This window comes from Stenotrophomonas sp. CFBP 13725 (assembly GCF_014841935.1).
Taxonomy (GTDB): Bacteria; Pseudomonadota; Gammaproteobacteria; order Xanthomonadales; family Xanthomonadaceae; genus Stenotrophomonas.
On record NZ_JACYUV010000007.1, the window covers coordinates 58,196 to 84,078 of the forward strand.

The following is a 25,883-nucleotide window of genomic DNA, read 5'->3' on the forward strand; positions in this document are numbered from 1 at the left end:
CGCCCCCTGAACCACGGCGAGCAGGACGGCGTGATCGAGGTGCCGCACCGCCTCCCTGACAGCCCGCTTACGCCGCCGAAGGGGATAATGGTGCGCCAACCCTATTGAAGAGGCCTCGCACCATGGGCAACTGGATCAACCTTGATACCCACCACGGCAAGGCACGCGCCTGGGAAGTCCTGCCGGAAGGCACGCCCCGTGGCGGCCTGGTGGTCATCCAGGAAATCTTCGGGGTGAACCCGCACATGCGCTCGGTCGCTGAACGCTTTGCCGCCGAGGGCTACGCGGTCCTCGCGCCGTCGTTCTTCGACCTGCTCAGCGATGACGCGGACGCCCCGCCGGTCGAGCTGCCCTACGACGGTGACGGCGTGAAGGCCGGGCTGGAAAAGGTGGACGCCGTCGGTGTGGAGAAGTCACTGGTGCTGGTCCGCGCCGCTGCCAGCCGGCTGGCCGTGCATGGCAAAGTGGGCACGGTCGGCTATTGCTGGGGTGGCAGCATCGCCCTGCTCGCCGCGCTGCGGCTGGGCCTGCCGTCGGTCAGCTACTACGGCGCCCGCAACGTGCAGTTCCTGGATGAAGCCCCCAAGGCACCGGTGATGTTCCACTTCGGCGCACAGGACAAGAGCATCCCGCCGGAGGCCATTGCCGCCCACCGCGAGAAGCTGCCCAACATGGAGACCTTCGTGTACCCGGCCGACCACGGCTTCAACCGGGACGTCGGACATGCGTATGATCCAGACAGCGCCGCCCTGGCGCTGGACCGCACCCTGAAATTCTTCAAGGAGCATCTTGGATGAGTGATTTCGAACTGCATTCGCGCCTGGCCAACGACAGCGTACTGGTCGCCGAGGGGCCGTTGTCGCAGATCCGGTTGATGAATGATGAACGTTACCCCTGGCTGCTGTTGGTGCCGCGCCTGCCCGGGGTCACCGAATGGATCGACCTGGATGGCGAGCAGCAGGACAAGCTGCGCACCGAGCTCAACCGGGTGTCCAAGGCGCTGAAGGTCGAAGACGGGGTGCAGAAGATCAACATCGGTGCGCTGGGCAACATCGTGCCGCAGCTGCATTTCCATGTGATCGGGCGCCATGAAGGCGATCCGGCATGGCCGGCACCGGTGTGGGGCCACGGCGAAGCACATCGTTTCGCGCCGGAGGTGCTGGAACAACGTGTCCTGCACTGGAAGGACAAGCTAGGATACCCGCCCCACCCTTGAGCGTTAGCAGACCCCGATGCGTTTCAATCTAGTCGCCGCCATCCTGCTGATCCTGGTCGGGCTGTTCATGCTCGCCACCAACCTCGGTTGGACCAACATGAACTTCACCCGCCTGCTTGCCACGTGGTGGCCCGTGGGCCTGGTGGCGGTCGGCATCGGAATGCTGTTCGGCCGCGGCAAGTAACTGCGCGGATCGCGCGCATGCCGACCTGACCGGTCGGCATGCGGCGTTGATCAGGTGCGCGGCAGCGTCACACCGGTCTGGCCCTGATACTTGCCGCCGCGATCCTTGTACGAGGTCTCGCAGACATCGTCCTGGTCGGCCTGGAAGAACAGCATCTGCGCCACGCCTTCGTTGGCGTAGATGCGCGCGGGCAACGGCGTGGTGTTGCTGAATTCCAGCGTCACGTGCCCTTCCCACTCCGGCTCCAGCGGGGTCACGTTGACGATGATGCCGCAGCGCGCGTACGTGCTCTTGCCCAGGCAGACGACCAACGTGTCGCGTGGAATGCGGAAGAACTCCACGGTACGTGCGAGCGCGAAGCTGTTCGGCGGAATGATGCACTCATCGGCCACCACGTCGACGAAGCTCTTCGGATCGAAGTGCTTGGGGTCGACGATGGTGGAGTTGATGTTGGTGAACACCTTGAACTCGCGCGAGCAGCGCACGTCGTAGCCATAGCTCGAGGTGCCGTAGCTGACGATGCGCTCGCCGTTGGCCTGCTTGACCTGCCCGGCTTCGAACGGCTCGATCATGCCGTGCTGCTCGGACATGCGGCGGATCCAACGGTCACTCTTGATGCTCATGCTTGATCCTGGCTGGGGAGGGAGGCAATAACCCGGGGCCTGATTCTACAGCTGCGGCCACGGGGTGACGACCAGCGGCCGCTCGCGTGGCGTTCCGGCGATCATCGGCCGTCAGACCAGCGAGGACAGGATCGGAATCGAGGCCCGCGGACGCTTGGCCAGCTCTTCCAGCAGGCGCGTCGCGGCGACGCGGTAGGCCTGCGCGGCGGTTGAATCCGGCTGCGCGGCGGTGATCGGCGTGCCGGCATCGCCCTGCTCGCGGATGTCGATCTGCAACGGCAACGAGCCGAGCAACGGTACAGCGTACTGCGCGGCCATCTTCTCGCCGCCGCCCGCTCCAAAGAGGTGCTCGACATGACCACAGTTGCTGCAGGTATGCACGGCCATGTTTTCCACGATACCCAGCACGGGCACTTCGACCTTCTCGAACATCTTCAGCGCCTTGCGCGCGTCGAGCGTGGCGATGTCCTGCGGCGTGGTGACGATCACCGCCCCGGCCAGCGGAATCTTCTGGGTGAGGGTGAGCTGGATGTCACCGGTACCGGGCGGCAGATCGATCAGCAGCACGTCCAGGTCGTCCCACAGGGTGTCGTTGAAGAACTGGGTCATCGCCGAGGTGGCCATCGGGCCGCGCCAGATCATCGGTGTCTCATCGTCGATCAGGTAGCCGATCGACATGGTGTCCACGCCGAACGCACGCGGCGGCTCGATGCTCTTGTTGTCCGGACTCTCCGGCCGGCCGGACAGGCCCATCATCGCCGGCACCGACGGACCATAGATGTCGGCATCCAGCAGGCCGACGCGGGCACCCAACTGCTGCAGCGCGACGGCCAGGTTGACCGACGTGGTGCTCTTGCCCACCCCGCCCTTGCCAGAGCCCACGGCCACCACGTTGCGGATGCGCGGATGCGGCGTCAGCCCTTTCTGGACCTGGCTGACGTGCGGGCGGCGTGGCGGGTTGTTCACTTCGGGACTCCGGGGGAAATAGTGCGGGACATGGAGATGATACGCGTGGCCCCACGCCTTCGTTCCCGCCCCATGGCCCGCGGCCGCCCGTCGTGACGTGAATCCCACAGCCAACAACGTGATCGAAGTTGACTCACACTCACGCTTCGTTCATCTTCGCAACCTCATTGCAACGGACGCTTTTCACCATGTACCTCACCCGATCGCTTCGCTTCTGCACCGCGCTGTCGCTGCTTGCCGCCTCTGTCTCGCAGGCGATGGCCGCCCCCCTGCCGGTCGACGACTTCTCGAAGATCCCGGCCATCCAGTCGGTGACCATGAGCGCCGACGGCAAGCAGCTGGTGGCCATCATCTCCGCCCCGGGCAGCAACAACGGCGACACCGCTCTTGCCAACTGGGACATGGACAAGCTGGATGCCGGTCCGGTGGCGATCACCCCATCCGGTGACCGCATGAAGTTCGTTGCCGCCAGTGCATTGAAGGCCGGCAAGAACCTGGTGCTCAGCCGCCAGGAGCTGACCGCGCAGCTGTCCGGCTGCGGCGAAGGCAATTCGATCGGCTCCACCAAGACCTTCCTGACCAAGGCCTACCTGACCGATTCCAGCCAGGTGAAGTTCGACGAAGCGTTCGCCGACAACACGCGCAAACTGGGTATCAGCGAGCAGACCCAGCGCTGCCTTGAGATCGCCGGTTCCGCGTCGCTGGTGCACGCGCTGCCGCTGGACCCGGACAAGGTCGTCATCTCCCAGGTCAACCAGACCACCCTGTCGGCGAACTACTATCTGTTCAACCTGCGCACCGGGCAGACCGAACTCCTGTTCCGCGGCGGCGCGCGTTCCTCGCCGGGCCTGTTCAATCCGCGCAACGGTGAACTGCTGACCCGCGTGCAGATCGAGCCAGCCGGCGCCAACGAGTACGAGCAGCAGATCCTGATCAAGAACCCGGCCTCCGGGCAGTTCGAGAAGCACGATCCGCTGACCACCAAGCTCACCGATCGTTACACGATGGACATCGTCGGCATCGATGAAGCATCGAAGAAGCTCTACATCCTGACCGATCGCTTCTCACCGCAGGTGCAGGCGCGGATGTACGACCCGACCACCCGCGCCTTCGATCCGGAGCCCCTCGCCGCGCACCCGACCTATCCGATCGGCGGCCTGGTGCTGGGTACGCGCCCGAGCAACTTCAACCAGGTGCTGGGCTTCCACGTCGATGGCCCCACCCGTGAAACGATTTACGTCGATCCGCAGATGAAGGCCCTGCAAGACGGGTTGAAGCAGGCGTACCCGGGTCTGGATGTCACCATCACCGGCTACAACGACGATCTGTCACGCGTCCTGTTCACCACCGACAGCGCGCAGTCGCCGGTCAGCTATTACGTGCTGCGCGACCGCAAGAACGTGACCACCCTGGGCAGCGAACGTCCGTGGATCGATGGCAAGCAGATCGGCGAGCAGCGCTGGGTGACTTACACCGCACGGGATGGCCGCAAGATTCCCGCCATCGTCGACCTGCCGGTTGGCTGGAAGGAAGGCAGCACCGCTCTGCCCACCCTGGTGCATCCGCACGGCGGCCCGTGGGCACGCGACTACACCGGCTGGGACCGCTCCGGCTGGGTGCCCTACTTCACCTCGCGTGGCTATGCGGTGATCCGCCCGCAGTACCGCGGCTCCACCGGTTTCGGCCGCGAGCACTGGATTGCCGGTGACCGCGAGTGGGGCCAGAAGATGCAGGACGACAACGATGACGCGGCCGCCTGGATGGTGCAGCAGGGCATTGCCGCCAAGGATCGCATCGCGATCTTCGGCTATTCCTACGGTGGCTTCGCGGCGGCGGCAGCCACCGTGCGCAGCCCATCGCCCTACCAGTGCGCCATCGCCGGTGCACCGGTGACCGACCTGGCACGACTGGGCGTGTCCTGGAGCGAAAACCGGCTGCAGCGCATCCTGCAGGGGCAGACAGTGAAGGGCATGGACCCGATGCAGAACGCCGCCAAGGCCACCATCCCCGTGCTGCTCTACGTGGGTGACCGCGATGTACGCACGCCCTCGTTCCATGCGCGCAGCTTCTACAACGCGGTGCAGGGCAAGGTGCCTGCCAAGTTCGAGCTGATCCCCGACATGCCGCACAGTATGCCGTGGTACCCCAGCCACTATCAGAAGACGTTGCCGCTGATGTCCGACTTCCTCGCCAAGGAGTGCGGTCCGGGCGGTCTGTAAATCGATCCAGCGCGACGCAACGGTCAGCACAGAGCTCCGGCGATCACCTCGCCGGAGCTCTTTTCGTGTCTGCGAACCTGAATCAGTGATTACGACAGTGTGATGAAAATGTCGCAACATTTACGTTGCATTTAGCAAATAGCGCTCATAGACTCGGTTAACCGGAGCATAACAACTGGGAAGTCAACGCAATGCGCAAAGCCAATCGCCACCTCTCGCCAAGCCGTGTCCCTCTGACCCTCGCTGTGCTGGCCTGCCTCACCGCCGCACCTGCCTTCGCGCAGGAGAGCAATCAGAGCAACACCGCCAAGTCAACGGCCGCCTCTGCTGAGCCGACGACCCGGGATCTGGACAGAGTCTCTGTCACCGGCTCGCTGCTCCGCCGTGCGGACTACGAGACCTCCTCCCCCGTGTTCACCATCGACACCGAGAAGAACGCCGCACAGGGCCAGGTGAACGTTGGCGAATTCCTGCAGCGCTCCGCCATCGGCGCCGCTGAAACGCAGATCACCCACCAGTTCGGCGGCTTCGTCGTCGACGGCGGTACCGGCGTGCAGACGTTCTCGCTGCGCGGCCTGGGCGCGAACCGTACCCTCGTGCTGCTTGACGGCCAGCGTCCCGGCCCGGCCGGCACCCGCGGCGCCGTCGGCGCTTTCGATCTGAACGTGATCCCGACCGCCGTGCTGCAGCGCGCTGAGATCGTGAAGGACGGTTCGTCCTCGATCTACGGCTCCGACGCCGTTGCCGGCGTGGTCAACCTGATCACCAAGAAGAACTTCGATCGTCCGGAACTGACCGTGACCTCGCGCATCCCGACCCAGGGCGGCGGTGAAGTGTTCGCCGCGTCGCTGGCCAATGGCTGGAACTTCGAAACCGGCAGCGTCGTCGCTGCGGTCGAGTGGTACCGCCACAACGAGCTGACCCGCGGTGACCGCGATTACCTCAAGTGCGGCGAAGATCTGATCAAGGATGCCGACGGCAACCGTATCGATCGCCAGGATCGTTCCATCAATGCCGGCACTCCGCTGGCGAACTGCAACAACCTGCTGCACAACGTCATCGACGAATACGATTCGCCGATCCGCTACGTGCCCTCTGCCGATGGCAGCACGGTCGGTCCGTTCGCCGGTTATCGCCCGCGCGCCAACCAGACCTATGCCGGTGGCAACCCGGTTGCGTTCTACCAGGAACCGCTGAACTTCTCGCGTTGGGGCGAGAGCCACATCATGAACCGCCAGGAGCGCAAGTCGGCTTACCTGGCCACTGATTTCGGCTTCGATTCGTTCAACTGGAAGACCCAGTTCCTGTACAACAAGCGCACCACGGACAACTTCCAGTGGCGCCAGTTCTTCCCGACCGTGGAAGCGCCGGGCACCACCAACGGCTATGCCCAGCCGGTGCTGCCGTTCAAGTCGCAGTCCCACACCGAGGTTGACTACTTCTACGGCGCCACCAAGTTCGATGGCCTGTTCAAGGGCACCGAGTCGTGGGGCTGGGAAGTCAACGGCAACTACAGCCGTTCCAGCGGCAAGTACAACACGCTGGGCATCAAGAACTCGATCACCGGTGACCTGCTCACCGAAGGCGCAGGCGAAACGCCGGCTGCCAATTACTTCGATCCGGGCTACCTGAGCGGTGCCAAGGTCGACGAGCTGGTCGACATCCTGGGCGTGTGGGCCCCGGGCAAGACCACCTACGACCAGTACAGCATCAATGCGGTGTTCACCGGTGAGCTGTTCGACCTGCCGGCCGGCGCGGTCGGCACGGCCATCGGCTTCGAGTACCGCAACTACAAGATCAACGATCAGCCGGGCGTCGAGTACAAGGATCTGTGGGGCGCGTCCACCGCTGACCAGACCAAGGGCGAAGACAAGGTCAAGGAAGCCTTCGTCGAGTTCGACGTTCCGCTGCTGAAGGGCATCACCGGCATCGAATCGCTGAGCGCCAACGCCTCCGGCCGTATCTTCGAATACGACTCGGTCGATGGCAGCGATTCGGTCTGGAAGCTCGGCCTGAACTGGCAGATCAATTCGGCGTTCCGTGTCCGCGGCACCTTGGGTACGTCGTACCGCGCACCGGGCCTGTATGAGCTGTACCTGGGCAACCAGACCGGCTTCCAGGCACAGACCGCGATCGATCCGTGCATCCGCTGGGGCGAGAGCAACAACACCAACCTGCAGACCAACTGCGGCGCGGCGGGCATCCCGGCGGACTACACCGGTGCAGGTTCCAGCGCCACGGTGTTCACCAGCGGCGGCGCCGGCAACCTGACGCCGGAAACCTCGCGGGCGAAGAGCGCCGGTATCGTGTTCACCCCGTCGTTCACCGACCTGAGCATCGCGATCGATTACTTCGACTACAAGGTCAAGGGTCAGATCACCGCGCTGGGTTCGGCCGACATCGTGGACGGCTGCTATACCTCCAGCACCTTCCCGAACCGTTACTGCGAACTGCTGGTGCGCAACCCGACCACCGGTCCGGATGCCAACTCGATCCGCGAGATCTACGCCCAGTACCTCAACATCAACCAGCAGCGCACCCGTGGTTGGGACCTGACGGCAAACTGGGAACGTGAGTTCGGTTTCGGCACCTTCGCGGTCGACACCCAGGTCACCTACACGATGGAAGACGTGGCGCAGATCTTCGACACCGCCGAAGCCAGCGGCCTGTCTGATTCGGACCAGCTGGGCTACATCGGCCGGCCGGACGTGGTGGCCAACCTGGGTCTGAGCCTGACCCGTGGCGACTGGAGCTACAACTGGCTGACCCAGTACATCGGCTCCACCGAGAACAAGGACTTGAACAATGTGTTCACCTACCAGGGTCGTCCGAACTCCTACCGCGACCTGACCGCCGACGCACGCCTGTACCACACCGCGTCGCTGAGCTACGAGCAGTCGGATTGGGAAATCCTGGTCGGTGTGTCCAACGTGTTCAACACCAAGCCCGCCCTGATCTCCACCGGTGCCGGTACGCGTTACGGCAACACCGCCGCGTTCGCTACGCAGTACGACCTGTACGGCCGCACCCCGTACGTGCGTCTGAAGTACAAGTTCTGATAATCCGCACGACGTGACACCCGAAGGAGGCGACCCCGGTCGCCTCCTTTTTTCATGGGCGCGGGTCGGCATGTTGCCAACCTTGTCCGTTCGCCCACTTGCGTCCCGGCATGACCTTCGACACCCTTGCGGGCCGGGCTGGAGGCGTATCGTCCGCCCTACGGCCCCTGCGGGGGCTTTCTCAGCTATCACGCGGCCTGGAGGCCAAACAAAGTGACCCGTACTCCCAAGATCGTCCTGCTGACCCTGGCCGTTTCGGCCGCGCTGGTCGGCTGCGGCAAGAGCGAAGCCCCGGCCACGGAAGGCGCCGCCTCCACCCCGGCCGCCACACCCGAAGCCACCACCTACACCCTGGACCAGGCCAAGCTGCCCGCGTACAACGCCTTCCAGCCCAGCGACCTGGACAGCACGCTGGACGCCTGCACGGCCTTCGGCGACTACGTCAACAGCAAGTGGCTGGCCGCCAATGAAATTCCGGCCGACCGCACCAGCTGGGGCGCCTTCACCATCCTCGACGAGCGCTCGGTGGCCGTGCAGCACCAGCTCGCCGAGCAGGTCGCGCAGGTCAAGAACCCGAACCACATTGAAAAGGTGGTCGGTGACCTGTGGGCCACCGGCATGGACGAAGCGAAGATCAATGCCCAGGGCATCGAACCGCTGAAGGCCGACCTTGCTGCCATCGATGCGTTGAACGACAAGGGCGCCATCGCCGCTTACCTGCGCGACAGCGCCGCCAAGGGCGAGAACGTCCTGTTCGGCTTCGGCGCCGAAGCGGACTTCAAGAACTCCGCGGTCAACATGGCTTACGCCAGCCAGGGCGGCCTGGGCCTGCCGGACAAGACCTTCTATACCGAAGCCAGCAAGGCCGACAAGCTGAAGGCCTACCAGGCCCACGTGGCCAAGGTGCTCGAGCTGGCCGGCGTGCCGGCGGCCGACGCCGCCAAGCAGGCACAGGACGTGGTCGCGCTGGAAACCCGCCTCGCCAAGGCCTCCAAGTCCAGCGTTGAACTGTCGCGCGATGTTTCGCTGTTCTATCACCCGGTGACCTTGGCCGATGCGGACACGCTGACCCCGAACTTCAGCTGGACCGAGTTCTTCAAGGCGCAGGGCGTGGCCGCGCCGGAGAAGTTCTCGCTGGCCATCCCGAGCTTCCACGAGGAAGTGAGCAAGGCGCTGGGCGATACCGATCCGGCCGTGTGGAAGGCCTACCTGCGCTTCCATACCGTGGACAGCGCCTCGCCGTACCTGAGCGATGCCTTCGCCAACGAGAACTACGAGTTCTACGGCAAGACCCTGAACGGTCAGAAGGAACAGAAGCCGCGCTGGAAGCGCGTGCTCGGCACCATCGAAAACGGTGCGGGCGAAGCCTTCGGCCAGCTGTACGTCAAGGTCGCGTTCTCGCCGGAAGCCAAGGCGAAGATGGAAACGCTGGTGAAGAACCTGGCCGCCGCCCTCAAGGAACGCATCCAGGGCCTGTCCTGGATGAGCGCTGAGACCAAGGCGAAGGCCATTGCCAAGTGGGAGACCTTCACCCCGAAGATCGGTTACCCGGACAAGTGGCGTGACTGGTCGGGCCTGGACACCGGCCGTGACAGCTTCCTCGGCAACGTGCGTGCGGCCAATGCCTTCAACTACAAGTTCAACCTGGCCAAGATCGGCCAGCCGGTGGACAAGACCGAGTGGGGCATGACCCCGCAGACGGTCAACGCCTACTACAACCCGCTGCAGAACGAGATCGTGTTCCCGGCCGCCATCCTGCAGCCGCCGTTCTTCGATCCCAACGCGGACGACGCGCTCAACTACGGCGGCATCGGTGCGGTGATCGGCCACGAAATGACCCACGGCTACGATGACCAGGGCGCGCGCTTCGGCCCGACCGGCAACTTCGAAGAGTGGTGGGCCGACGCCGACAAGAAGAACTTCCAGGGCCTGACCGGCAAGCTGGTCAAGCAGTTCGATGGCTACAAGGTCGACGGCCAGGCCGTCAACGGCAGCCTGACGCTGGGTGAGAACATCGCCGACCTGGGTGGCCTGGCCACCGCTTACGATGCGCTGCAGAAGGCATCGGAAGGCAAGGAAGATCCGAAGATCGATGGCTTCACCCGCGATCAGCGCTTCTACTTCAACTGGGCCACCGTGTGGCGTACCAAGTACACCCCGGAAAACGCCAAGGTCCGCCTGGCGACCGATCCGCACGCACCGGCGCAGTTCCGCGCGATGGGCGCGCCGTCGAACCTGCCGACTTTCGCGGCGGCGTTCCAGTGCAAGGCCGGTTCGCCGATGGTGCGCGCAGGCGATGCACAGGTGGTGATCTGGTAAGCCACGGCTTACCGCTTGTTGCCATGGAGGCCCGGGGAAACCCGGGCCTTTTCGTTGGCAGCCCTGTACATCGCGGTGTATCGCCGCGTCTGCATGCTCTGCACATGCAGGGCTTGCTATAGTTCGCCCGCCCTTAATCCTCGACGGATTCGCTCTTCCATGCCCAACCTTCGTCCGCTTGCCATTTCACTGGGCGTCAGCCTGGCCTTCCTGGTTCCCGCTACCGATGCCCTGGCGGCGAAGAAGAAGGCGGCGCGTGCACCGGCCGTCAGCGCCCAGTGCACGGATTTCTACGACGCCAGCAACGCAACGTGGTTGAAGGCCAACCCGGTCCCGCAGAGCGGCGCCACCACGGCCATGGGCCAGCTGGTCGACCGCAGTCGCGCGCAGCAGCGCGAACTGCTGGATGCCGCAATGAACAGCCCGCAGGGCAACGTGCAGAAGCTGCTGGGTGACTTCTGGGCCAGCGGCCTGGACGAAGCCGCCGTTGAAGCCGACGGCTCCAATCCGATCGCCCCGCTGCTGACCCGCATCAACGCGATCAAGCGCGCCAAGGATGTACCGGCATCGATCGCCGCCCTGCACCAGGTCGGCATCCCGGTGGCCTTCAACTTCAGCCCCGACGTGGACCTGAAGGCGCTCGACCGCCACATCGGTTACTTCATGCAGGGCGGCATGGGCCTGCCGGACCCGGCGTTCTATACCCGCACCGACGCCGATACCGTGGCCGTGATGGGCCGCTACCGCGCCTACGTCAAGCAGATCCTGGCACTGACCGGCACCGCGGCGGACAAGCTGGATGCCGAATCGCAGGCCGTCATCGCACTGGAGACCGAGCTGGCCCGCAACGCGCAGTCGCTGGCCGACCTCAACAACCCGTTCCGCAACTACGCGCCGATCTCCACCAAGGATCTCAACGGCCGCTACAAGAACCTGCAGCTGGATGCCTTCCTGAAGGCACAGGGCGTCAACGACGATCTGGTGTCGCTGTCCGACGAAGCCCTGTTCCGCGCGCTGGATGGCATGGTCACGCGCATCAAGCCGGACCAGTGGAAGGCCTACCTGCGCTGGCGCGTGGGCGATGCGATGGCGCCGTACCTGTCCAAGGCCTACCGCGATGCCGAGTTTGAGTTCCGTGGCCGCGTGCTGCGCGCACAGACCCTGCCGGCCGCGCGCTGGGAGCAGGTGCTGGACGCGATCAACGTCGCCGCCGGTCCGATGGTCGGTCGCGAGTACGCCGCCAAGCACCTGTCGGCGGAAGATCGCCGCCAGGCCGCCTGGATCATCGACAAGCTGCGCGAAACGCAGATCGAAGCCGTCAAGCGCAGCACCTGGCTGAGCGCCGAGGCGAAGGCCGAAGCAGAGGCCAAGCTGGGCGCGATGAAGATCGAAATCGGCACCCCGCGGCGCGATCTGGATTACAGCGTGCAGCCGATGGGCCGCGGCAGCTTCGGTGGCAACATGCTGATCGCCTCCACCTGGCGCCATCGCGAAGAAATGAAGCGTATCGGCAAGGGCAACGCGGATCGTCGCTGGGACGTCCTGCCGCAGCAGCCGTCGCTGGCCTATGACCTGGCGCAGAACCGCCTGATCGTCACCGCCGCCGCGCTGCAGGGCCCGATCTTCAACGCTCAGGCCAGTGCCGCCGACAAGTTCGGCAGCTACGGCGCGTTGGTCGGCCATGAGTTGACCCGTGCGATCGATGCGAAGGGTTCGCTGATCGATGCCAAGGGCGAACTGCGCAGCTGGTGGACGCCGGCCGACAAGACCGCATGGACCCTGCTGGGCAGCCGCGTGGCCGCGCAGTACGGTGCGTACGAGTTCCCGGGCGTCAAGGGTGCCAAGGTCAACGGGACGCTGACCCAGGAAGAGAATCTGGCCGACCTGGCCGGCCTGGAGCTGGCGTGGGACGCCTACCGCACCGTGGAAGCCAACGCCAAGCCGGCGGACCAGCAGGGCTTCTTCAGCGCATGGGCCACGCTGTGGGGCCAGCAGTTGTCGCCGAATGAAGCGGCTGCACGCCTGAGCACGGACGTCCGCGCACCGGGCAAGTGGCGCACCAACGGCCCGCTGTCCAACCTGCCGGCCTTCTCGGCCAGCTTCACCTGCAAGCCGGGCCAGCCGATGCAGCGCACCGACGCCGAACAGCTGCGCATCTGGCGCTGAACAAAGAATGGGGACGGAGGGAATTAAGTTCGCTTAATTCCCTCCGTCCCCTTTTTCTTTGAGGGTGCCGCGGTACGCGACGATGCGGCCGACCAGCGGTGCGGCGATCTCCACGTCGAAGACGAACTGACCGTCGCGTTCTGTTTCAAAACTAGTGCCACCGGGCAGCAGGGATGTGGGCAGGGGAATGCCCAGCAGCGACCAGCGGCGTGGCAGCAGCCGCAGCCTGTTTCCCTCTACCACTACGGCCAGCGCTACGGCGATTGCGCCGAACCGCTCGACCAGCAGCGCCTCGTCACGCCCCGTGCCGGCCGTCTGCAATGAAGAGAAACGGCGACCTTCGAAGGTGCGCGTCCAGCGCTCGCCACCGGCTTCCGGCGTGAACCTTACGCTGACGGGTACGTTGTCGCCTGCCGCGGGAAATCCAAACACGCGGGCGATCAGCCGCGACAACAGGCCCGTTCCCCGCTCCACCGTCGCGATGCCCGTCCAGCACGCCGGTGCCGAGGGTGCGTGCAAGGCCTGCACGCGGGTGGGCAACGTGGCGTACGCGCAGCCCAGAAGGCGCTGGTACAGGCTGGCACCGGGCATGTCGTGGCGGAAGCCCGTGGCGATGGCGCGGCCAGCAAACAGTCGCGCGTAATCGGCAAGCTCCAACGCCCGCGTGGCGGCGCGCGCGCCGATGTCCGGCCGTTCTCCCTGCACGAGCTTGCGGACCACCGCTTCGATGGCCATCGAGGGTATGTAGGGCCCGTCGTCGCCCTCGGCCAGCAGATGCCAGCTCTGCTCCACCCGCACCCCATCACGCGTGCCAAGCACGCGCACGATCATGCCACCGCGGTGCGCACCGAACTTCATCCAGTTCAACACCGTGTAGAACAATCGCGAGAACGGCACCAGCGACGGGAGCCGCAGATGTCGGCGCGCCTTGGCCAGCAGGTTCAACAGGCGGTGCAACAGCTCCGGCACGGGGCCGGCGCCGACCCATATATCGGTCAGGGTGGGATGCTCGGGCGGCAGCACCTGCAGGTCGGGCACATCCACCAGCGAAAAACGCAGGTTGCGCAACGGCACTTTACCCGGCACCGCTACCGTGAAACGGCGGCTTTCGGCCAAGCCGATACCGTGCCCATCACGACCGTTTCGACGCAGCTTCACCGGCGAACCCGCATAGCCGACCACCGCGCGCATCACGTTCAAGCCAATGCCGGCATACGGTGACGGCGCAATGCCAGCCTCCACGCTGACGATGTCCATCTGCTGGGCCATCTGCCGCAGCACGGCGGCCGTGAGCACGGGAAAGCTGCTGACGCCCGACAGCACGAACACCCCGGCCGCCTTGGCCGCCGCATCGTACTGCGCGACACCCGCGACGAACTCCGCGGCATCGGCGAAGTCGAGGTAGTCCACGCCGGCGGCGATGCAGGCTTCGATCACCAGGTAGCGGTGGGCACCGTAGTCCTGGAAAGGCCCGGAGGCATCAATCAGCAGATCGGGCAGATGGGTATGCAGTGCCACAGCGATGTTCTGCCGATCCACCTGCAGCGGCGTCACCCTTGCCTGCCCCACGTACGCCACGCAGAACGCCTGTGCCGCCGCCAGGCTGCGACCGCAGATGATCAGCTCCAGCATCGGCAGGTCGCCAAGCAAGCGCGCCAGACGCCCGCCGAACACCCCATACCCCCCCAGCAGCAGGATCTTCACGACAAAAAGGGGACGGAGGGGATTAAGTCGTTTCTGGCCCCCCTGCATCGCGGGCGGGCCAGAAACGACTTAATCCCCTCCGTCCCCTTTTTCATTGTCAGACGCTGCGCAGGTGGTTGGGGCGCTTGGGTGGGCCGGGGGGGCGGCGCTTGAACGGGGGTTGGCCGCGCCAGTAACGGATCAGCAGCCAGCCGAACAGCATGCCCCCGAGGTGCGCGAAATGCGCCACTCCCGGCTGCCATCCTGTGGCACCGAGTACCAGCTCGCCGATGCCGAACAGGATCACGAACGTGCGCGCTTTCATCGGGATCGGTGGGAACAGCAGCATCACCCGCTGGTTGGGGAACAGCATGCCGTAGGCCAGCAGCAGCCCGAACACACCACCGGATGCGCCCAGTACGGTCGCCGGGTTGTCCATCAGGCTGCCCACCAGCAGCTGGCACAGGCCGGCACCGGCCACGCACACCAGGTAATAGATCAGGAAGCGCTTCTCGCCCCAGGTCTGCTCCAACGCGGCGCCGAACATGAAAACGGCGAACATGTTGAAGAACAGGTGGCTGAAACTGCCATGCAGGAAGCCGTAGGTCAGCAGCTGCCAAGGCTGGAAATTACCGCCGGGTGAGAAGGCATCGAAGCTGCCCTGCAACGGCTGCAGCATGAACGGCGCGAACGTCGCATCGCCCAGCAGGAACGGTTGCTGCAGGAGGAACAGGATCGCATTGGCGATCAACAGCGCCTTGGTGACGGTAGGCAGTCGCGGAAGCATGGGGGTACCCTCGGGAACGGCCTCCATCATAGCGGCAGCGCCGCGGCGCGTCGGCACGCCCGGACGAGGACAGGTTCAGCACGCGGCCAGGGTCAACCGGGCCCCCACAGCGCGGCATCCAGCGATGCGGATGGGTCGACGGCCTGCATCCGCACCCTGCCCCGCTCCACCGCCACGCCCTCGGCACGCAGGCGCCGACTCTGCTCGCGCCAGCCTGTCGACCCTTCCGGCATGGCGATACGTCCGTCGGCACGCAGTACGCGATGCCAGGGCAGCTCCGGGTCTTCATTTATGCCCAGCACGCGGGCAGTCAAGCGCGCGCGTCCTGGCAGCCCCGCACGCGCCGCGACCTGGCCGTAGCCCATTACCTGGCCGACCGGGATGGCACGGATCACCGCCAGGATGCGCTCACGCGCCTGTTCCGGCGTCAGCGCCGGAGCCGGGTCACCAGCAGCACCCCGCACAGCACCAGGACGGTGCCGGCGATCTGCGCCGGGCCCATGGGTTCGTCGAGCAGCCATAGACTCATCACGATGGTGGACACCGGCCCGAGCATACCGACCTGCGCGGCCAACGACGAGCCGATGCGTTTGACCGCCAGCATGATCGCCAGCACCGGTAGCACCGTGCAGGCCGTGGCATTGATCAGCGACAACCAGTGCACCGCGTGCGGTGCCTGCCATAGCACAGGCCACGGATGGGTCAGCCCGAAGTGCAGCAGCACCAGCGCGCAGGCCACGCAACTGGCCTGCGCGGTCAGGCGCACGGCACCGATGCGGGCCACGATCTGGCCGCTGCCGAACAGGTACAAGGCGTAGCTGATGGCACTGCCCAGCACCAGCAGGCTGCCGAGGATGATCTGCCCGCCCTCGCGCTGCAGATCATGGCCGAACGCCACCAGCACGCCGGCATAGCTGAGCGCCAGCGCCACCAGTTGCCAGCGGCCTGGTCGCTGTCGCGTCAGCACGACATGGATCAACAATACCAAGGTGGGATTGAGGTACAGGATCAGCCGTTCCAAGGTCACGCTGATGTACTGCAGGCCCTGGAAGTCCAGCCAGCTGGACAGGTAGTAGCCGGTGAAGCCGAGCCACGCGATACGTCCGCGGTCGGCCCAGGACAAGGGCGCGGCGCGGCGCGACGACCACCAGGCCAGCAGCAGAAACAGCGGCAGGGCCATCGCCATCCGCAGCGCAAGCAGCGTCGTGGCGTCCACCCCATGACGCAGACCCAGCTTGACGATGATCGCCTTGCCCGACGCGGCGATGGCGCCGATGGCTGCCAGCCCTACGCCGCCCACGGCGAGGCGGGCGGAGGACGTGGGGAAGGTCGAAGGGGTGTTCATGAGGCCGGTTATTGTCGCACGGGTTGCGGGCGGGCCTGGCCTGTGGTGCTTTGGTGGGGTGCTTTGGTGTGGTGGCTTCGGTGTGGTGGCTTTGGTGTGGTGCCGTGGTGTGGTGCCCCGGGGTAGAGCCGACTTCAGTCGGCTGGCGCTGACAGGCAGCCGACTGAAGTCGGCTCTACCACTGCCGTGCAGCCGACTGAAGTCGGCTCTACCAATGCCGGGCTCAGCGGTGCATCAACACGATTTCCTCGGCCGATGTGGGATGGATCGCCACCGTTGCGTCGAACTGCGCCTTGGTCGCGCCCATCTTCACCGCGACTGCGAAGCCCTGCAGGATCTCGTCTGCGGCTTCACCGAGCAGGTGCACACCCACCACGCGTTCTTCCGGGCCGACGCAGACCAGCTTGAACATGCTGCGCTGGGTGCCGTCGGCCAGTGCCTGCAGCATGGGCCTGAAATTGCTGTGGTAGATGCGGACGTCGTCGAACTGCTGGCGGGCCTCTTCTTCGCCGAGGCCGACTTTGCCCAGTGGTGGGTGCGAAAACACCACGCTGGGAATGTTGTCGAAATCCATCTTCGCCTGCGGCTTGCCGCCGAACAGGCGGTCCATGAGGTGGCGCGCCGTGGCGATCGCCACCGGCGTCAAGCCTTCCTTGCCGGCCAGGTCGCCCACCGCATGCACGCTGGGAACGGAGGTCGTCTGCCACTCGTCGACCCTCACTTCGCCGCGCTCGCCGATCTGCACGCCAACCTGCTCCAGCCCCATGTCCCGGGAGTTGCCACGTCGGCCGATCGCAAAGAACACCTTGTCGAACACACTGTCCAACGGGCCGTCGTGGCCCAGTACACGCACGCGATCACCCTCGCTGTCGCGCTGGAGTTCGCGCAGCCGGTAATCGAACTGGATCCGTACCCCCTGATGGCAGAGATTGTCCGCCAATTGCGCGGCGAGTTCGCCGTCGAAGCGGTCCAGCAGGCGACTACCGCGCACCAGCATCGTCACGCGACTGCCCAGCGCCTGCAGCAGGCCAGCCAACTCCACGGCGATGTAGCCACCGCCGACGATGGCAACGTGCGCCGGTGCATCGCACAGGTTGAAGAAGTCGTCCGAGACGAGGCCCAGTTCCGCACCGGGAATGTCCGGGCGCTGCGGATGAGCACCGGTGGCCAGCACGATGTGCTCGCCACTGATGCGCACGCCATCGCTGCACTCCACCGTGTGCGTGTCCACCAGTCGCCCGCGGCGCGGCACGCGCACCACGCCCGTCTCGTCCAGCCGCTTGCGATAACTGACGTGGATGTTCTCGATATACCCCTGGCGATGGACGATCAGTTCTTTCCAGGACAACGCGGGACGCAGCGGCACGTCGAATCCCATCGCACGTGCCAAGCCGATACGGCCGGCGAGGTCGGCGGCCAGCCACATCGCCTTCTTCGGCACGCAGCCGACATTGACACAAGTGCCGCCGAGCTCATCCGGCTCCAGCATCGCGACGCGCTTGCCGTGCTGTGCGGCGCGGAAGGCAGCCGCCAGGCCACCGGAACCGCCACCGAGGACAATCAGGTCGTAGTCATGGGAAGTCGTGGTCATCGGCATCGCTCGCGTCGTTACGTATCAGGGTGCTACAGGGCAAGAGCATGCCATGTCCCGCTGCGCGGCAGACGTGACGACGCCCGCTCAGCGGGCTGCCACCGTGCGGCGCATCGGCGGCAGGCGCAGGTAGGTGAGCGCGCGCCACAGCCATTCCATCGGCCCGTGGCGGAGACGCGCCAACCATGCATGGCTGATCACCACCTGCGCGGCGAACACCGCCGATGCGAAGGGCAACTGCCAGACCCGCGGCATCTGCTCGAAGAAACCCATGCCGGGCGCGTAGAACACCCACGTGCACAGCAACGACTGCAGCAGATAGTGGGTAAGCGCCATGCGTCCTGGTGCTGCCAACCAGCCCAGCGCCTGGCGCGCTTGCACGATCCACGCCAGGTAGCCCAGCGCCATCAGCAGGCTCGCGACCGCCGCCAGTGCATAGGACAGCCCGGTCTGTACGGTGAACTCGCCGGGCGCCAGATACGGATTCCATACTGCGCTGATCACCATCAGCAGCAGACCAAGTGGCATCGCGATCCAGCGCAGGCGTGCGTACAGCGTCGCATGGCGCTGTGGATCGGACAGTGCGCCGCTGCGCGTGAACCATGCGCCCAGCAGGAACATGCCGAAGATCTCCGGACCGGTGATCAGGATGCCGCCAACCATGTGGCGCACATCGGCCAACCGCTGCACGGTGCCCTGCCTCCACGTGCCATGACCGTAGGCCTGGCGCTGCGCTTCAATGATGTCCTGCGCCGTACGCAGGCCGCCTGCGCTGTCCAACGCCGTGCCGCCCTGCGCGGCCGCCCAGACCAGCAGGGCGAACAACAGGGTCAAGCCGACCGCGAAGGCGTACACCAGGACGCCGGCGACGGGCAGCACCGGCACCGGCCAACGCCGCGTGCCCAGCAGCAGGAAAGACAGCAGGCCGTACACCATCAGGATGTCGCCGGACCACACCAGCAAGGCATGGCAGGCACCGATCAGCATCAGCACCAGGCTGCGCCGCAGGTAGATCGGCGTGAACGCGCGGCCGGCCTCGTCGGCACGTCGTGCCATCACCGCGAAACCCGCACCGAACAGGAAGGAGAACAACAGGAAGAACTTGCCCTGCACCAGCACGTAGACCAGCGCGTCCGCCGCGTAATCGAGCCCTTGCCAGTGCGGGTCGATGCCGGTGAAGGAAAGATCGAGCGGCCCGCTGAACGCTTCGATGTTCATCAGCAGGATGCCGAACAGGGCCACGCCACGCAGGATGTCCATCACCATGATGCGGTCGGCGTCCGCGAACGGCGGCAGGGAGGAGGTCGCGATGGTCACGGGGAATCCGGGAGGGCGGGGCATCATTATGCGGTGAGGGTGGATCGAACGGGTTAGACCCCCTCGCGGGCGGCTGCCTCGAAGCTACGTGCCAGAGGCCGGGCGGTGAGGCTGGGCGGGGGACGGCAAAAACTGCGTCCATGCGTGCCTTGTTTCGCGCCATCCATGGCGGGGTCCACGTCATCGCATTCGCGCTGCCGCTCCCACGCTTTGCTGCGCAAACCGTGGGCCCCGTCTCACCAGCACCCACACCCCCCCGCCTCCCGCCCGCCCCTGACTCAGGGCTCCCTCCACCAGACGGGTCAACGAGGTCCGCGGTAGCGCCGACCCATGGTCGGCGAGCGCAGCGGGCCGTTGGCGGGAACATTCCGCCGACCATGGGTCGGCGCTACCGATCCGCCACCCCGCCCCGCGACCCACCGCCCTGCAGCTGTTGACGTTGACGCAAAAAAAAACGGCCCGCTTGCACGGGCCGTTCGAAACACTGCAACCACTGGCACTCAGTGCTGGTGGCCGCCGTCGCCGTGCACGTGGCCGTGCTGGACTTCTTCTTCGCTGGCTTCGCGCACGTCGATGATTTCAACGTCGAAGTGCAGATCCTTGCCGGCCATCGGGTGGTTGAGGTCGACGTCGACCACGCTCATGCCCACCTTCTGCACCGTCACCGCACGCGCGCCGAAGTTCGTCTGCAGCACGACCTGCGCGCCCGGCACCAGCTTCTCTTTGCCGAAATGCTTCTTCGGCACGCGCTGGGTCAGGCCCTCGCGGCGTTCGCCGTAGGCATCGGCCGAGGCAACGTCGACGCCGAAGGTAGCGCCCGCTTCCTTGTCTTCCATCGCCTTTTCCAGGCCCGGAATGATGTTGCCGTGGCCGAACAGGATGGCCAGCGGCTCACGGTCCTTGGACGATTCGATCGGCTCCTGGCCGACTTCGGAAACGGTGTAGTGGAAACGGACGACGCGGTCTTTTTCGATCTTCATGCGTAACTCTGTCTGGTAGCTGCCGAGGGCAGGCGGGAGGGGGCGGGTTGCCGCCCGACGGGTACGCCGCCATCATGGCGGCCTATCTGAGGTCGCGCATTATCCGGAGATCATGGACATGACGCCAGTTTCGCCCGGCCTGCGCCGTTTCTTTTCCCTCGCCGCGACGCTCGCTCTCTCCGCCACACTGAGTGGATGCGGTGGCGGCAAAGCGTCCCGCCCCACCCCGCCCCCTGCCCCGTCCGTCACCCAGGTCTGGCCCAGCGTGTCGCCGGCCAACCCGCAGGTGGCCAACGCCGTGCTGATGCGCGCCATCGGCCTGGTCGGCACACCGTATCTCTACGGGGGCAACACCCCCGAGTCGGGCTTCGACTGCAGCGGCCTGGTGACATATGTCTATCGTGAAATGGTCGACCTGAAGCTGCCACGCACCTCCCGCGAGCTGGCCGCCGTGCAGGGCCCGAAGATCGAACCCCAGCGCTTGGCGACGGGCGACCTGGTCTTTTTCGGCAGCCGCGGCAACGTCAGCCACGTGGGCATCTATGTCGGCGAAGGGCGCTTTGTGCATGCCCCCAGCACCGGCGGCACGGTCCGGCTGGATTCGCTGGGCGGACACTATTGGAAGGACCACTACACAGGAGCCAAACGCGTCCTCCACTAACGTGAATAGGGCAGATGACCCAAAACGTGACGGCCATCACACCCATTCCAACGAAACTTTAACGGAATTTGTACTTATTTGACGCTTTCGCAAGGCATGATTGCCCATCGCTTCCAACCCTGTGACCGCCGAGTGACGACCGACGAACTGATGTGTGAAGGCCAGCGCGCCGTAAATTCACCTCGCCTGACCCAGCGCATCACGCGCGTCGCCCTGCTCTCGCTGACCCTTGCACTCACCAGTGCACCGGCCTGGGCACAGAGCGCACCGGTCGCCGTACCGACCGACACCGCCATCACCGCAGTGAAGGCTGCTGCCAAGGCCGAGCCGGTCGCTGCCACCCGCAGCCGCGCCGATGCCGCCGCCAGCGCCACCCTCGCCGCCCTCCTTCCCCACCTTGCCGCCAACGACAGCATTCCGCTGATGGACCGTTCGGCGATGGTCGCCGGCGACCTCAGCCGCCTGCTCGCCAACTACGACACCAGTGCCTCCGGTTCGATCGTTGTCGGTGGTGCCGAAGAGAACGGCAAGATCCAGTCCGTCCTGCGCCGCGCGATGACCCTGCTGGGCACGCCCTATCGCTGGGGCGGCAACACCCCGGACAGCGGCTTCGACTGCAGTGGCCTGGTCGGCTACGTCTTCCGCACTGCGCTGGGCATCGAACTGCCGCGCGTGTCGCGTGACATGGCCAGCGACCGCCAGAACGAACTGATTGCCGACCGTACGGCGCTGAGCGAAGGCGATCTGGTCTTCTTCGGCCGCAAGGGACGGGTGGACCACGTCGGGATCTACGTCGGCGAGGGCCGGTTCCTGCATGCGCCGAGCACCGGCAAGGACGTCCGCGTGGACACCCTGCTGACCGGCTACTGGGGCAACAAGTTCATGCAGGCACGCCGCGTCGACCTGTAACCGGTCACGCCGTTCCCGCTCCGAAAGCCGCTGCCCTGCAGCGGTTTTTTTTTGCCTCCCACCTGCGAGCTGCGTGGCCGGTCCTGACCGCCGACCGCGTTCGCATGGTGTATCCCCCGGATTGGATCCAGGGGTGGCTGTGGCAGCAATGCCCGGCCGGGGGCGCGGCGTGGGGCGGCACGTACGCACTTTTTTCATCCAGGGCCGCCCCTCTACAAGGACAGGTGAGGCATGGCGGTGGTCTCTGATATCCAGGCACGTTGCGCGATCTGGTTCGGCCAGCCACTTGCGACCGAGCGGGCAGCGCTGGCGGCGGCCGGCTGGCAAGTGCGCAGCGTAGATCCCCTGCAGCCGCAGGCCGTGGGCTTGCGTGGCCGGGACCAGGTGGTTGGCGTGATCGATCTCCGGCAGATTCCCGCTCTCGCGCTGACGGCGGTGACCGAGTGGACGCAGCGGCACGATCACCTGCCGCTGCTGGCCGTGCTGCCTTCAGGGGTAAGCAGCCCTCCCCCCAGTTGGCAGCCGCTTCTTGATGCGTGCCAGGGTCACTTCAACCTGCCGCTGGAACAGCAGGCACTGCTTGAGCAGCTTGCGCATCATCCACAGCGCACCAGCACCGACGCCGACAGCCCTGCACAGCGCCTTATCGGCGACAGCCCCGCGCTGCTGGCCACCCGTGCATCGCTGTTCAAATTCGCCCCGGTCGACCTGCCGGTCCTGGTGACCGGCGAAACCGGGACCGGCAAGGAGCTCGCCGCACACGCGCTGCATGCCATGTCCGCGCGCGCGGATCATCGGTTCATGGCCGTCAACTGTGGCGCGATCCCGGCCAACCTGGTGCAGTCGGAACTGTTCGGCCACGAGCGCGGCGCGTTCACCGGCGCGGCGCAGCGACGTCTGGGCCTGTTCGAAAGCGCAAGCGGTGGCACGGTGTTCCTCGACGAGGTCGGCGACCTGCCTCTGGATGCGCAGACCAGCCTGTTGCGCGTGCTGCAGGAAGGCACCATCGAGCGCGTGGGCAGCAGCCAGCCGTTGCGGGTGGATGTGCGCGTGCTGGCGGCCACCCATGTCGATCTGGAGCAGGCCGTTGCCCAAGGACGCTTCCGCCGCGACCTGTTCTACCGCCTCAACGTGCTGCGGCTGGCCATGCCGGCCTTGCGTGAACGCAGCGGGGATGTGCTGGTGCTGGCGGAGCATTTCCTGCGCCAGTTCCGGGCACGCCACCCCGGCCGTGCACGGGGCTTCAGCAGTTGCGCGCGGCAGGCCATGCAACGCTTCGACTGGCCGGGCAACGTGCGCGAGCTGCTCAACCGCGTGCAACGTGCGGCGATCGTGGCCGACGGTGAGCTGATCGAGCCGTCGGATCTGGATCTGGTTGCGACCCTGCCGGCGGCTGCGCGTGCGCTGCTGCAGGACGCACGCGAGCAGGTGGAGCGCGATCTGCTGGTGCAGGCGTTGCGCGAGAATGAGTTCAACGTCTCTGCCTGCGCACGGCACATGCAGGTATCGCGGGTGACGGTGTATCGGCTGTGCCGCAAGCACCAGGTGGAGTTGCCCGCGATACGGTGAATCCAGGTCTGTCGTCGCCGGTAGGGCCGAGCCGTGCTCGGCGGAAGAACAAAAGCGCCGCGCTGCGCGCTCGCCGACCCTGGGTCGGCGCTACCGGGATCGGTGGGCATTCAACGCGCGCGGTTGGTAGCCCCGAGCCGTGCTCGGCGGGAGAACAAAGGCGCCGCGCTGCGCGCTCGCCGACCATGGGTCGGCGCTACCGGGATCGGTGGGCATTCAACGCACGCGCGTGGTAGCGCCGAGCCGTGCTCGGCGGGAGAACAAAGGCGCCGCGCTGCGCGCTCGCCGACCCTGAGTCGGCGCTACCGGGATCCGTGCCCATTCAACGCACGCGGTTGGTAGCGCCGAGCCGTGCTCGGCGGGAGAACAGAAGCGCCGCGCTGCGCGCTCGCCGACCATGGGTCGGCGCTACCGGGGTCCGTGCCCATTCAACGCACGCGGTTGGTAGCGCCGAGCCGTGCTCGGCGGGAGAACAAAGGCGCCGCGCTGCGCGCTCGCCGACCCTGGGTCGGCGCTACCGGGATCCGTGCCCATTCAACGCGCGCGATTGGTAGCGCCGAGCCGTGCTCGGCGGGAGAACAAAGGCGCCGCGCTGCGCGCTCGCCTACCCTGGGTCGGCGCTACCGGGATCCGCGGGCATTCAACGCGCGCGGTTGGTAGCGCCGAGCCGTGCTCGGCGGGAGAACAACGGCGCCGCGCTGCGCGCTCGCCGACCATGGGTCGGCGCTACCGGGGTCCGTGCCCATTCAACGCACGCGGTTGGTAGCGCCGAGCCGTGCTCGGCGGGAGAACAGAAGCGCCGCGCTGCGCGCTCGCCGACCATGGGTCGGCGCTACCGGGATCCGTGGGCATTCAACGCGCGCGGTTGGTAGCGCCGAGCCGTGCTCGGCGGGAGAACAAAGCGCCGCGCTGCGCGCTCGCCGACCCTGGGTCGGCGCTACCGGGATCCGTGGGCATTCAACGCACGCGGTTACAGCATGTACGGCACCTTGAAGGCCAGGCTGAAGTCGGGCGCGTCCGGGGTGAGCCCGATGCCCAGCAGGCTGACCAGAGTGGTCTTCTGGTTCAGTGCATAGGTAACGCCCAGGTTGAATGTCGCGGCATTCGCATCACTGCCGATCACCTTCATCCACTGCCCGTTGCTGTACCGCGTGGACGCACGCGCACTGAGCTTGTCGCTGAAGGAAATGCTCAGGCTGGTGCGCTCGTTGAACGCGAAGGCCACACCGGCGCCGAAGTAGTACGAGCCCCCCAGCTTCACGTCCCCGGGATTGACCGTATCCGGATTACCGTCGATGTCATCGAAACTCTGTTCGAATGAGTGGATGTAGCCCGCATTCGCGAACAGGATCGCCGGGTCCGCCGTCTTGACGATGGACAGGCCGATGTTGGCTTGCCATACCCCGTTACCAGTGGGCTGGTCCTTGGGCACGGCGAACCGGATGTAGTCATCGTCATCGCGTTCCAGCACCGTCCAGTCCACGCCGTACGGCGCGCGCCCGGTGGGGGCGGTGACGCCGGCAGTCAGCACGGTCTCGGGCCGCCAGCCGCGTTCGCCGAACACCTTATAGTTGGCCCCCAGACTGACGTCGCCGATCCCGTTGCCGGTCGTCTCTTCTTCGGCGATCGCCGCAGCCGAGCCTCCTGCGCCCCCCTTCTGGTACACGGTCTTGCGTGCGATCCACGGAACATCCATGTTGACCGTCAGGGTAGGACTGATGCCCCAGCGTGCCGCCAGGTTGTAAGTGATCGAATCGGATTCGACGTTCTCGATGCCGATGTTGCCCAGGAAAATCGCGTCCAGTGCGAGGAAGCCATTCAAGGTCAGCTGCTTTCGGTCATACCGTGCATAGGTAATGCTGTTTTCCACCGTGAACCGACGCGAGAACAACGCGGCCTGCTGCTGCTTCACATCATCCACGCTGCGTCGGGCGGCCTGTTTTGCCTGCTGTGCTTCGGCTGCAGAGCTGGCGTAACCCTCACCGCCGCCCACTGAAGCAGGGGGCTGGTCAGGCAGAGGGGGCGGAGCGGGCGGGCCCGCCGTGGCGACCGAGGCCTTGCCCGACAGGCGCGCCTGCATGGCCTGCACCTGCATGTCGAGCTCGCGCAGCCGGCGCACTTCCTGCGCGTAATTGGCTTTCAGTGATTCCAGTTGAGCCATCAGAGCCTGCACGTCGGCGTGTTCGCCTGACGTCGCCTGTGCGTGGACCGTGGCGGTACTTCCTATGTAGACCAGCGCCGCCAGCGCCAGTGGGGTGAAGCGGTGTGTGGTGTGCATGTCCCTTTTCC

20 protein-coding genes are annotated in these 25,883 nt (G+C 65.8%); 10 read left to right on the plus strand and 10 right to left on the minus strand.

Features of this window, described 5'->3' with window-relative positions; translation table 11 throughout:
• The first annotated feature begins 122 nt into the window (after positions 1 to 122).
• From IFT65_RS13260 to IFT65_RS13270, 3 genes are read left to right on the plus strand one after another with little or no spacing between them, the layout of a single operon-like run.
• Positions 123 to 797 carry a dienelactone hydrolase family protein gene (locus tag IFT65_RS13260; RefSeq protein ID WP_192081829.1) on the plus strand — a complete coding sequence of 225 codons (675 nt, stop codon included), beginning with the start codon at positions 123 to 125 and terminating at the stop codon, positions 795 to 797.
• Positions 794 to 1,216, plus strand: a complete 423-nt coding sequence (locus IFT65_RS13265) for an HIT family protein (protein WP_188326700.1) — start codon at positions 794 to 796, stop codon at positions 1,214 to 1,216. Before IFT65_RS13260 ends, IFT65_RS13265 begins: the two co-directional genes overlap by 4 nt.
• Positions 1,217 to 1,232: 16 nt before the next feature.
• Entirely contained in the window at positions 1,233 to 1,400 is a 168-nt protein-coding gene (locus IFT65_RS13270) for a DUF5668 domain-containing protein (RefSeq protein ID WP_188326699.1), read from the plus strand.
• A 50-nt stretch (positions 1,401 to 1,450) separates the two neighbouring features.
• On the opposite strand, the gene dcd is transcribed toward IFT65_RS13270, so the two are convergent.
• Both dcd and apbC read right to left on the minus strand, forming a co-directional pair.
• A complete protein-coding gene (dcd, locus tag IFT65_RS13275; RefSeq protein WP_188326698.1) occupies positions 1,451 to 2,023 on the minus strand; it encodes a dCTP deaminase in 573 nt (190 codons plus the stop codon).
• Between the two features lie 111 nt (positions 2,024 to 2,134).
• Complete coding sequence (gene apbC, locus IFT65_RS13280; RefSeq protein ID WP_188326697.1) at positions 2,135 to 2,989, minus strand: iron-sulfur cluster carrier protein ApbC; 855 nt, start codon at positions 2,987 to 2,989, stop codon at positions 2,135 to 2,137.
• 188 nt (positions 2,990 to 3,177) lie between these two features.
• On the opposite strand from apbC, the gene IFT65_RS13285 reads away from it, so the two are divergent.
• From IFT65_RS13285 to IFT65_RS13300, 4 genes are all read left to right on the plus strand, one after another.
• Positions 3,178 to 5,208 carry a prolyl oligopeptidase family serine peptidase gene (locus IFT65_RS13285; protein WP_192081830.1) on the plus strand — a complete coding sequence of 677 codons (2,031 nt, stop codon included), beginning with the start codon at positions 3,178 to 3,180 and terminating at the stop codon, positions 5,206 to 5,208.
• A 191-nt stretch (positions 5,209 to 5,399) separates the two neighbouring features.
• Positions 5,400 to 8,267, plus strand: a complete 2,868-nt coding sequence (locus IFT65_RS13290) for a TonB-dependent receptor (RefSeq protein ID WP_192081831.1) — start codon at positions 5,400 to 5,402, stop codon at positions 8,265 to 8,267.
• Between the two features lie 213 nt (positions 8,268 to 8,480).
• Complete coding sequence (locus tag IFT65_RS13295) at positions 8,481 to 10,586, plus strand: M13-type metalloendopeptidase (protein ID WP_192081832.1); 2,106 nt, start codon at positions 8,481 to 8,483, stop codon at positions 10,584 to 10,586.
• A 159-nt stretch (positions 10,587 to 10,745) separates the two neighbouring features.
• Positions 10,746 to 12,752 carry a M13 family metallopeptidase gene (locus tag IFT65_RS13300; protein ID WP_192081833.1) on the plus strand — a complete coding sequence of 669 codons (2,007 nt, stop codon included), beginning with the start codon at positions 10,746 to 10,748 and terminating at the stop codon, positions 12,750 to 12,752.
• Between the two features lie 33 nt (positions 12,753 to 12,785).
• Here the strand turns inward: IFT65_RS13300 and IFT65_RS13305 are convergent, their stop codons facing one another.
• The 7 genes from IFT65_RS13305 to IFT65_RS13335 form a co-directional block, all read right to left on the minus strand.
• A complete protein-coding gene (locus tag IFT65_RS13305; RefSeq protein ID WP_192081834.1) occupies positions 12,786 to 14,456 on the minus strand; it encodes an SDR family oxidoreductase in 1,671 nt (556 codons plus the stop codon).
• Between the two features lie 97 nt (positions 14,457 to 14,553).
• Positions 14,554 to 15,222 (minus strand): rhomboid family intramembrane serine protease, encoded by a 669-nt coding sequence (locus tag IFT65_RS13310; protein ID WP_188326691.1) that lies wholly within the window; start codon positions 15,220 to 15,222, stop codon positions 14,554 to 14,556.
• Positions 15,223 to 15,314: 92 nt separating this feature from the next.
• Positions 15,315 to 15,686, minus strand: coding sequence for an MGMT family protein (locus tag IFT65_RS13315; RefSeq protein WP_342365892.1), 372 nt, complete (start codon positions 15,684 to 15,686; stop codon positions 15,315 to 15,317).
• Positions 15,650 to 16,567: a DMT family transporter gene (locus IFT65_RS13320; protein ID WP_192081836.1), complete on the minus strand. Its 918-nt coding sequence runs from the start codon at positions 16,565 to 16,567 to the stop codon at positions 15,650 to 15,652. The genes IFT65_RS13315 and IFT65_RS13320 overlap by 37 nt, the downstream gene beginning before the upstream one ends.
• A 223-nt stretch (positions 16,568 to 16,790) precedes the next feature.
• Positions 16,791 to 18,158 (minus strand): glutathione-disulfide reductase, encoded by a 1,368-nt coding sequence (gene gorA / locus IFT65_RS13325; protein WP_192081837.1) that lies wholly within the window; start codon positions 18,156 to 18,158, stop codon positions 16,791 to 16,793.
• An 87-nt stretch (positions 18,159 to 18,245) separates the two neighbouring features.
• Entirely contained in the window at positions 18,246 to 19,502 is a 1,257-nt protein-coding gene (locus IFT65_RS13330; protein WP_192081838.1) for a DUF418 domain-containing protein, read from the minus strand.
• Between the two features lie 473 nt (positions 19,503 to 19,975).
• The gene (locus tag IFT65_RS13335; RefSeq protein ID WP_188326686.1) at positions 19,976 to 20,455 is read right to left on the minus strand and encodes a peptidylprolyl isomerase; all 480 of its coding nucleotides are present in this window, start codon (positions 20,453 to 20,455) and stop codon (positions 19,976 to 19,978) included.
• Between the two features lie 112 nt (positions 20,456 to 20,567).
• On the opposite strand from IFT65_RS13335, the gene IFT65_RS13340 reads away from it, so the two are divergent.
• From IFT65_RS13340 to IFT65_RS13350, 3 genes are all read left to right on the plus strand, one after another.
• The gene (locus IFT65_RS13340) at positions 20,568 to 21,116 is read left to right on the plus strand and encodes a C40 family peptidase (RefSeq protein WP_192081839.1); all 549 of its coding nucleotides are present in this window, start codon (positions 20,568 to 20,570) and stop codon (positions 21,114 to 21,116) included.
• Positions 21,117 to 21,248: 132 nt separating this feature from the next.
• On the plus strand, positions 21,249 to 22,025 hold the full coding sequence (locus IFT65_RS13345; protein ID WP_223202999.1) for a C40 family peptidase: 777 nt from the start codon (positions 21,249 to 21,251) through the stop codon (positions 22,023 to 22,025).
• 231 nt (positions 22,026 to 22,256) lie between these two features.
• Complete coding sequence (locus IFT65_RS13350; protein WP_192081840.1) at positions 22,257 to 23,594, plus strand: sigma-54 dependent transcriptional regulator; 1,338 nt, start codon at positions 22,257 to 22,259, stop codon at positions 23,592 to 23,594.
• A gap of 970 nt (positions 23,595 to 24,564) precedes the next feature.
• On the opposite strand, the gene IFT65_RS13355 is transcribed toward IFT65_RS13350, so the two are convergent.
• Positions 24,565 to 25,872, minus strand: a complete 1,308-nt coding sequence (locus IFT65_RS13355; protein WP_192081841.1) for a transporter — start codon at positions 25,870 to 25,872, stop codon at positions 24,565 to 24,567.
• Positions 25,873 to 25,883 lie beyond the last annotated feature (11 nt).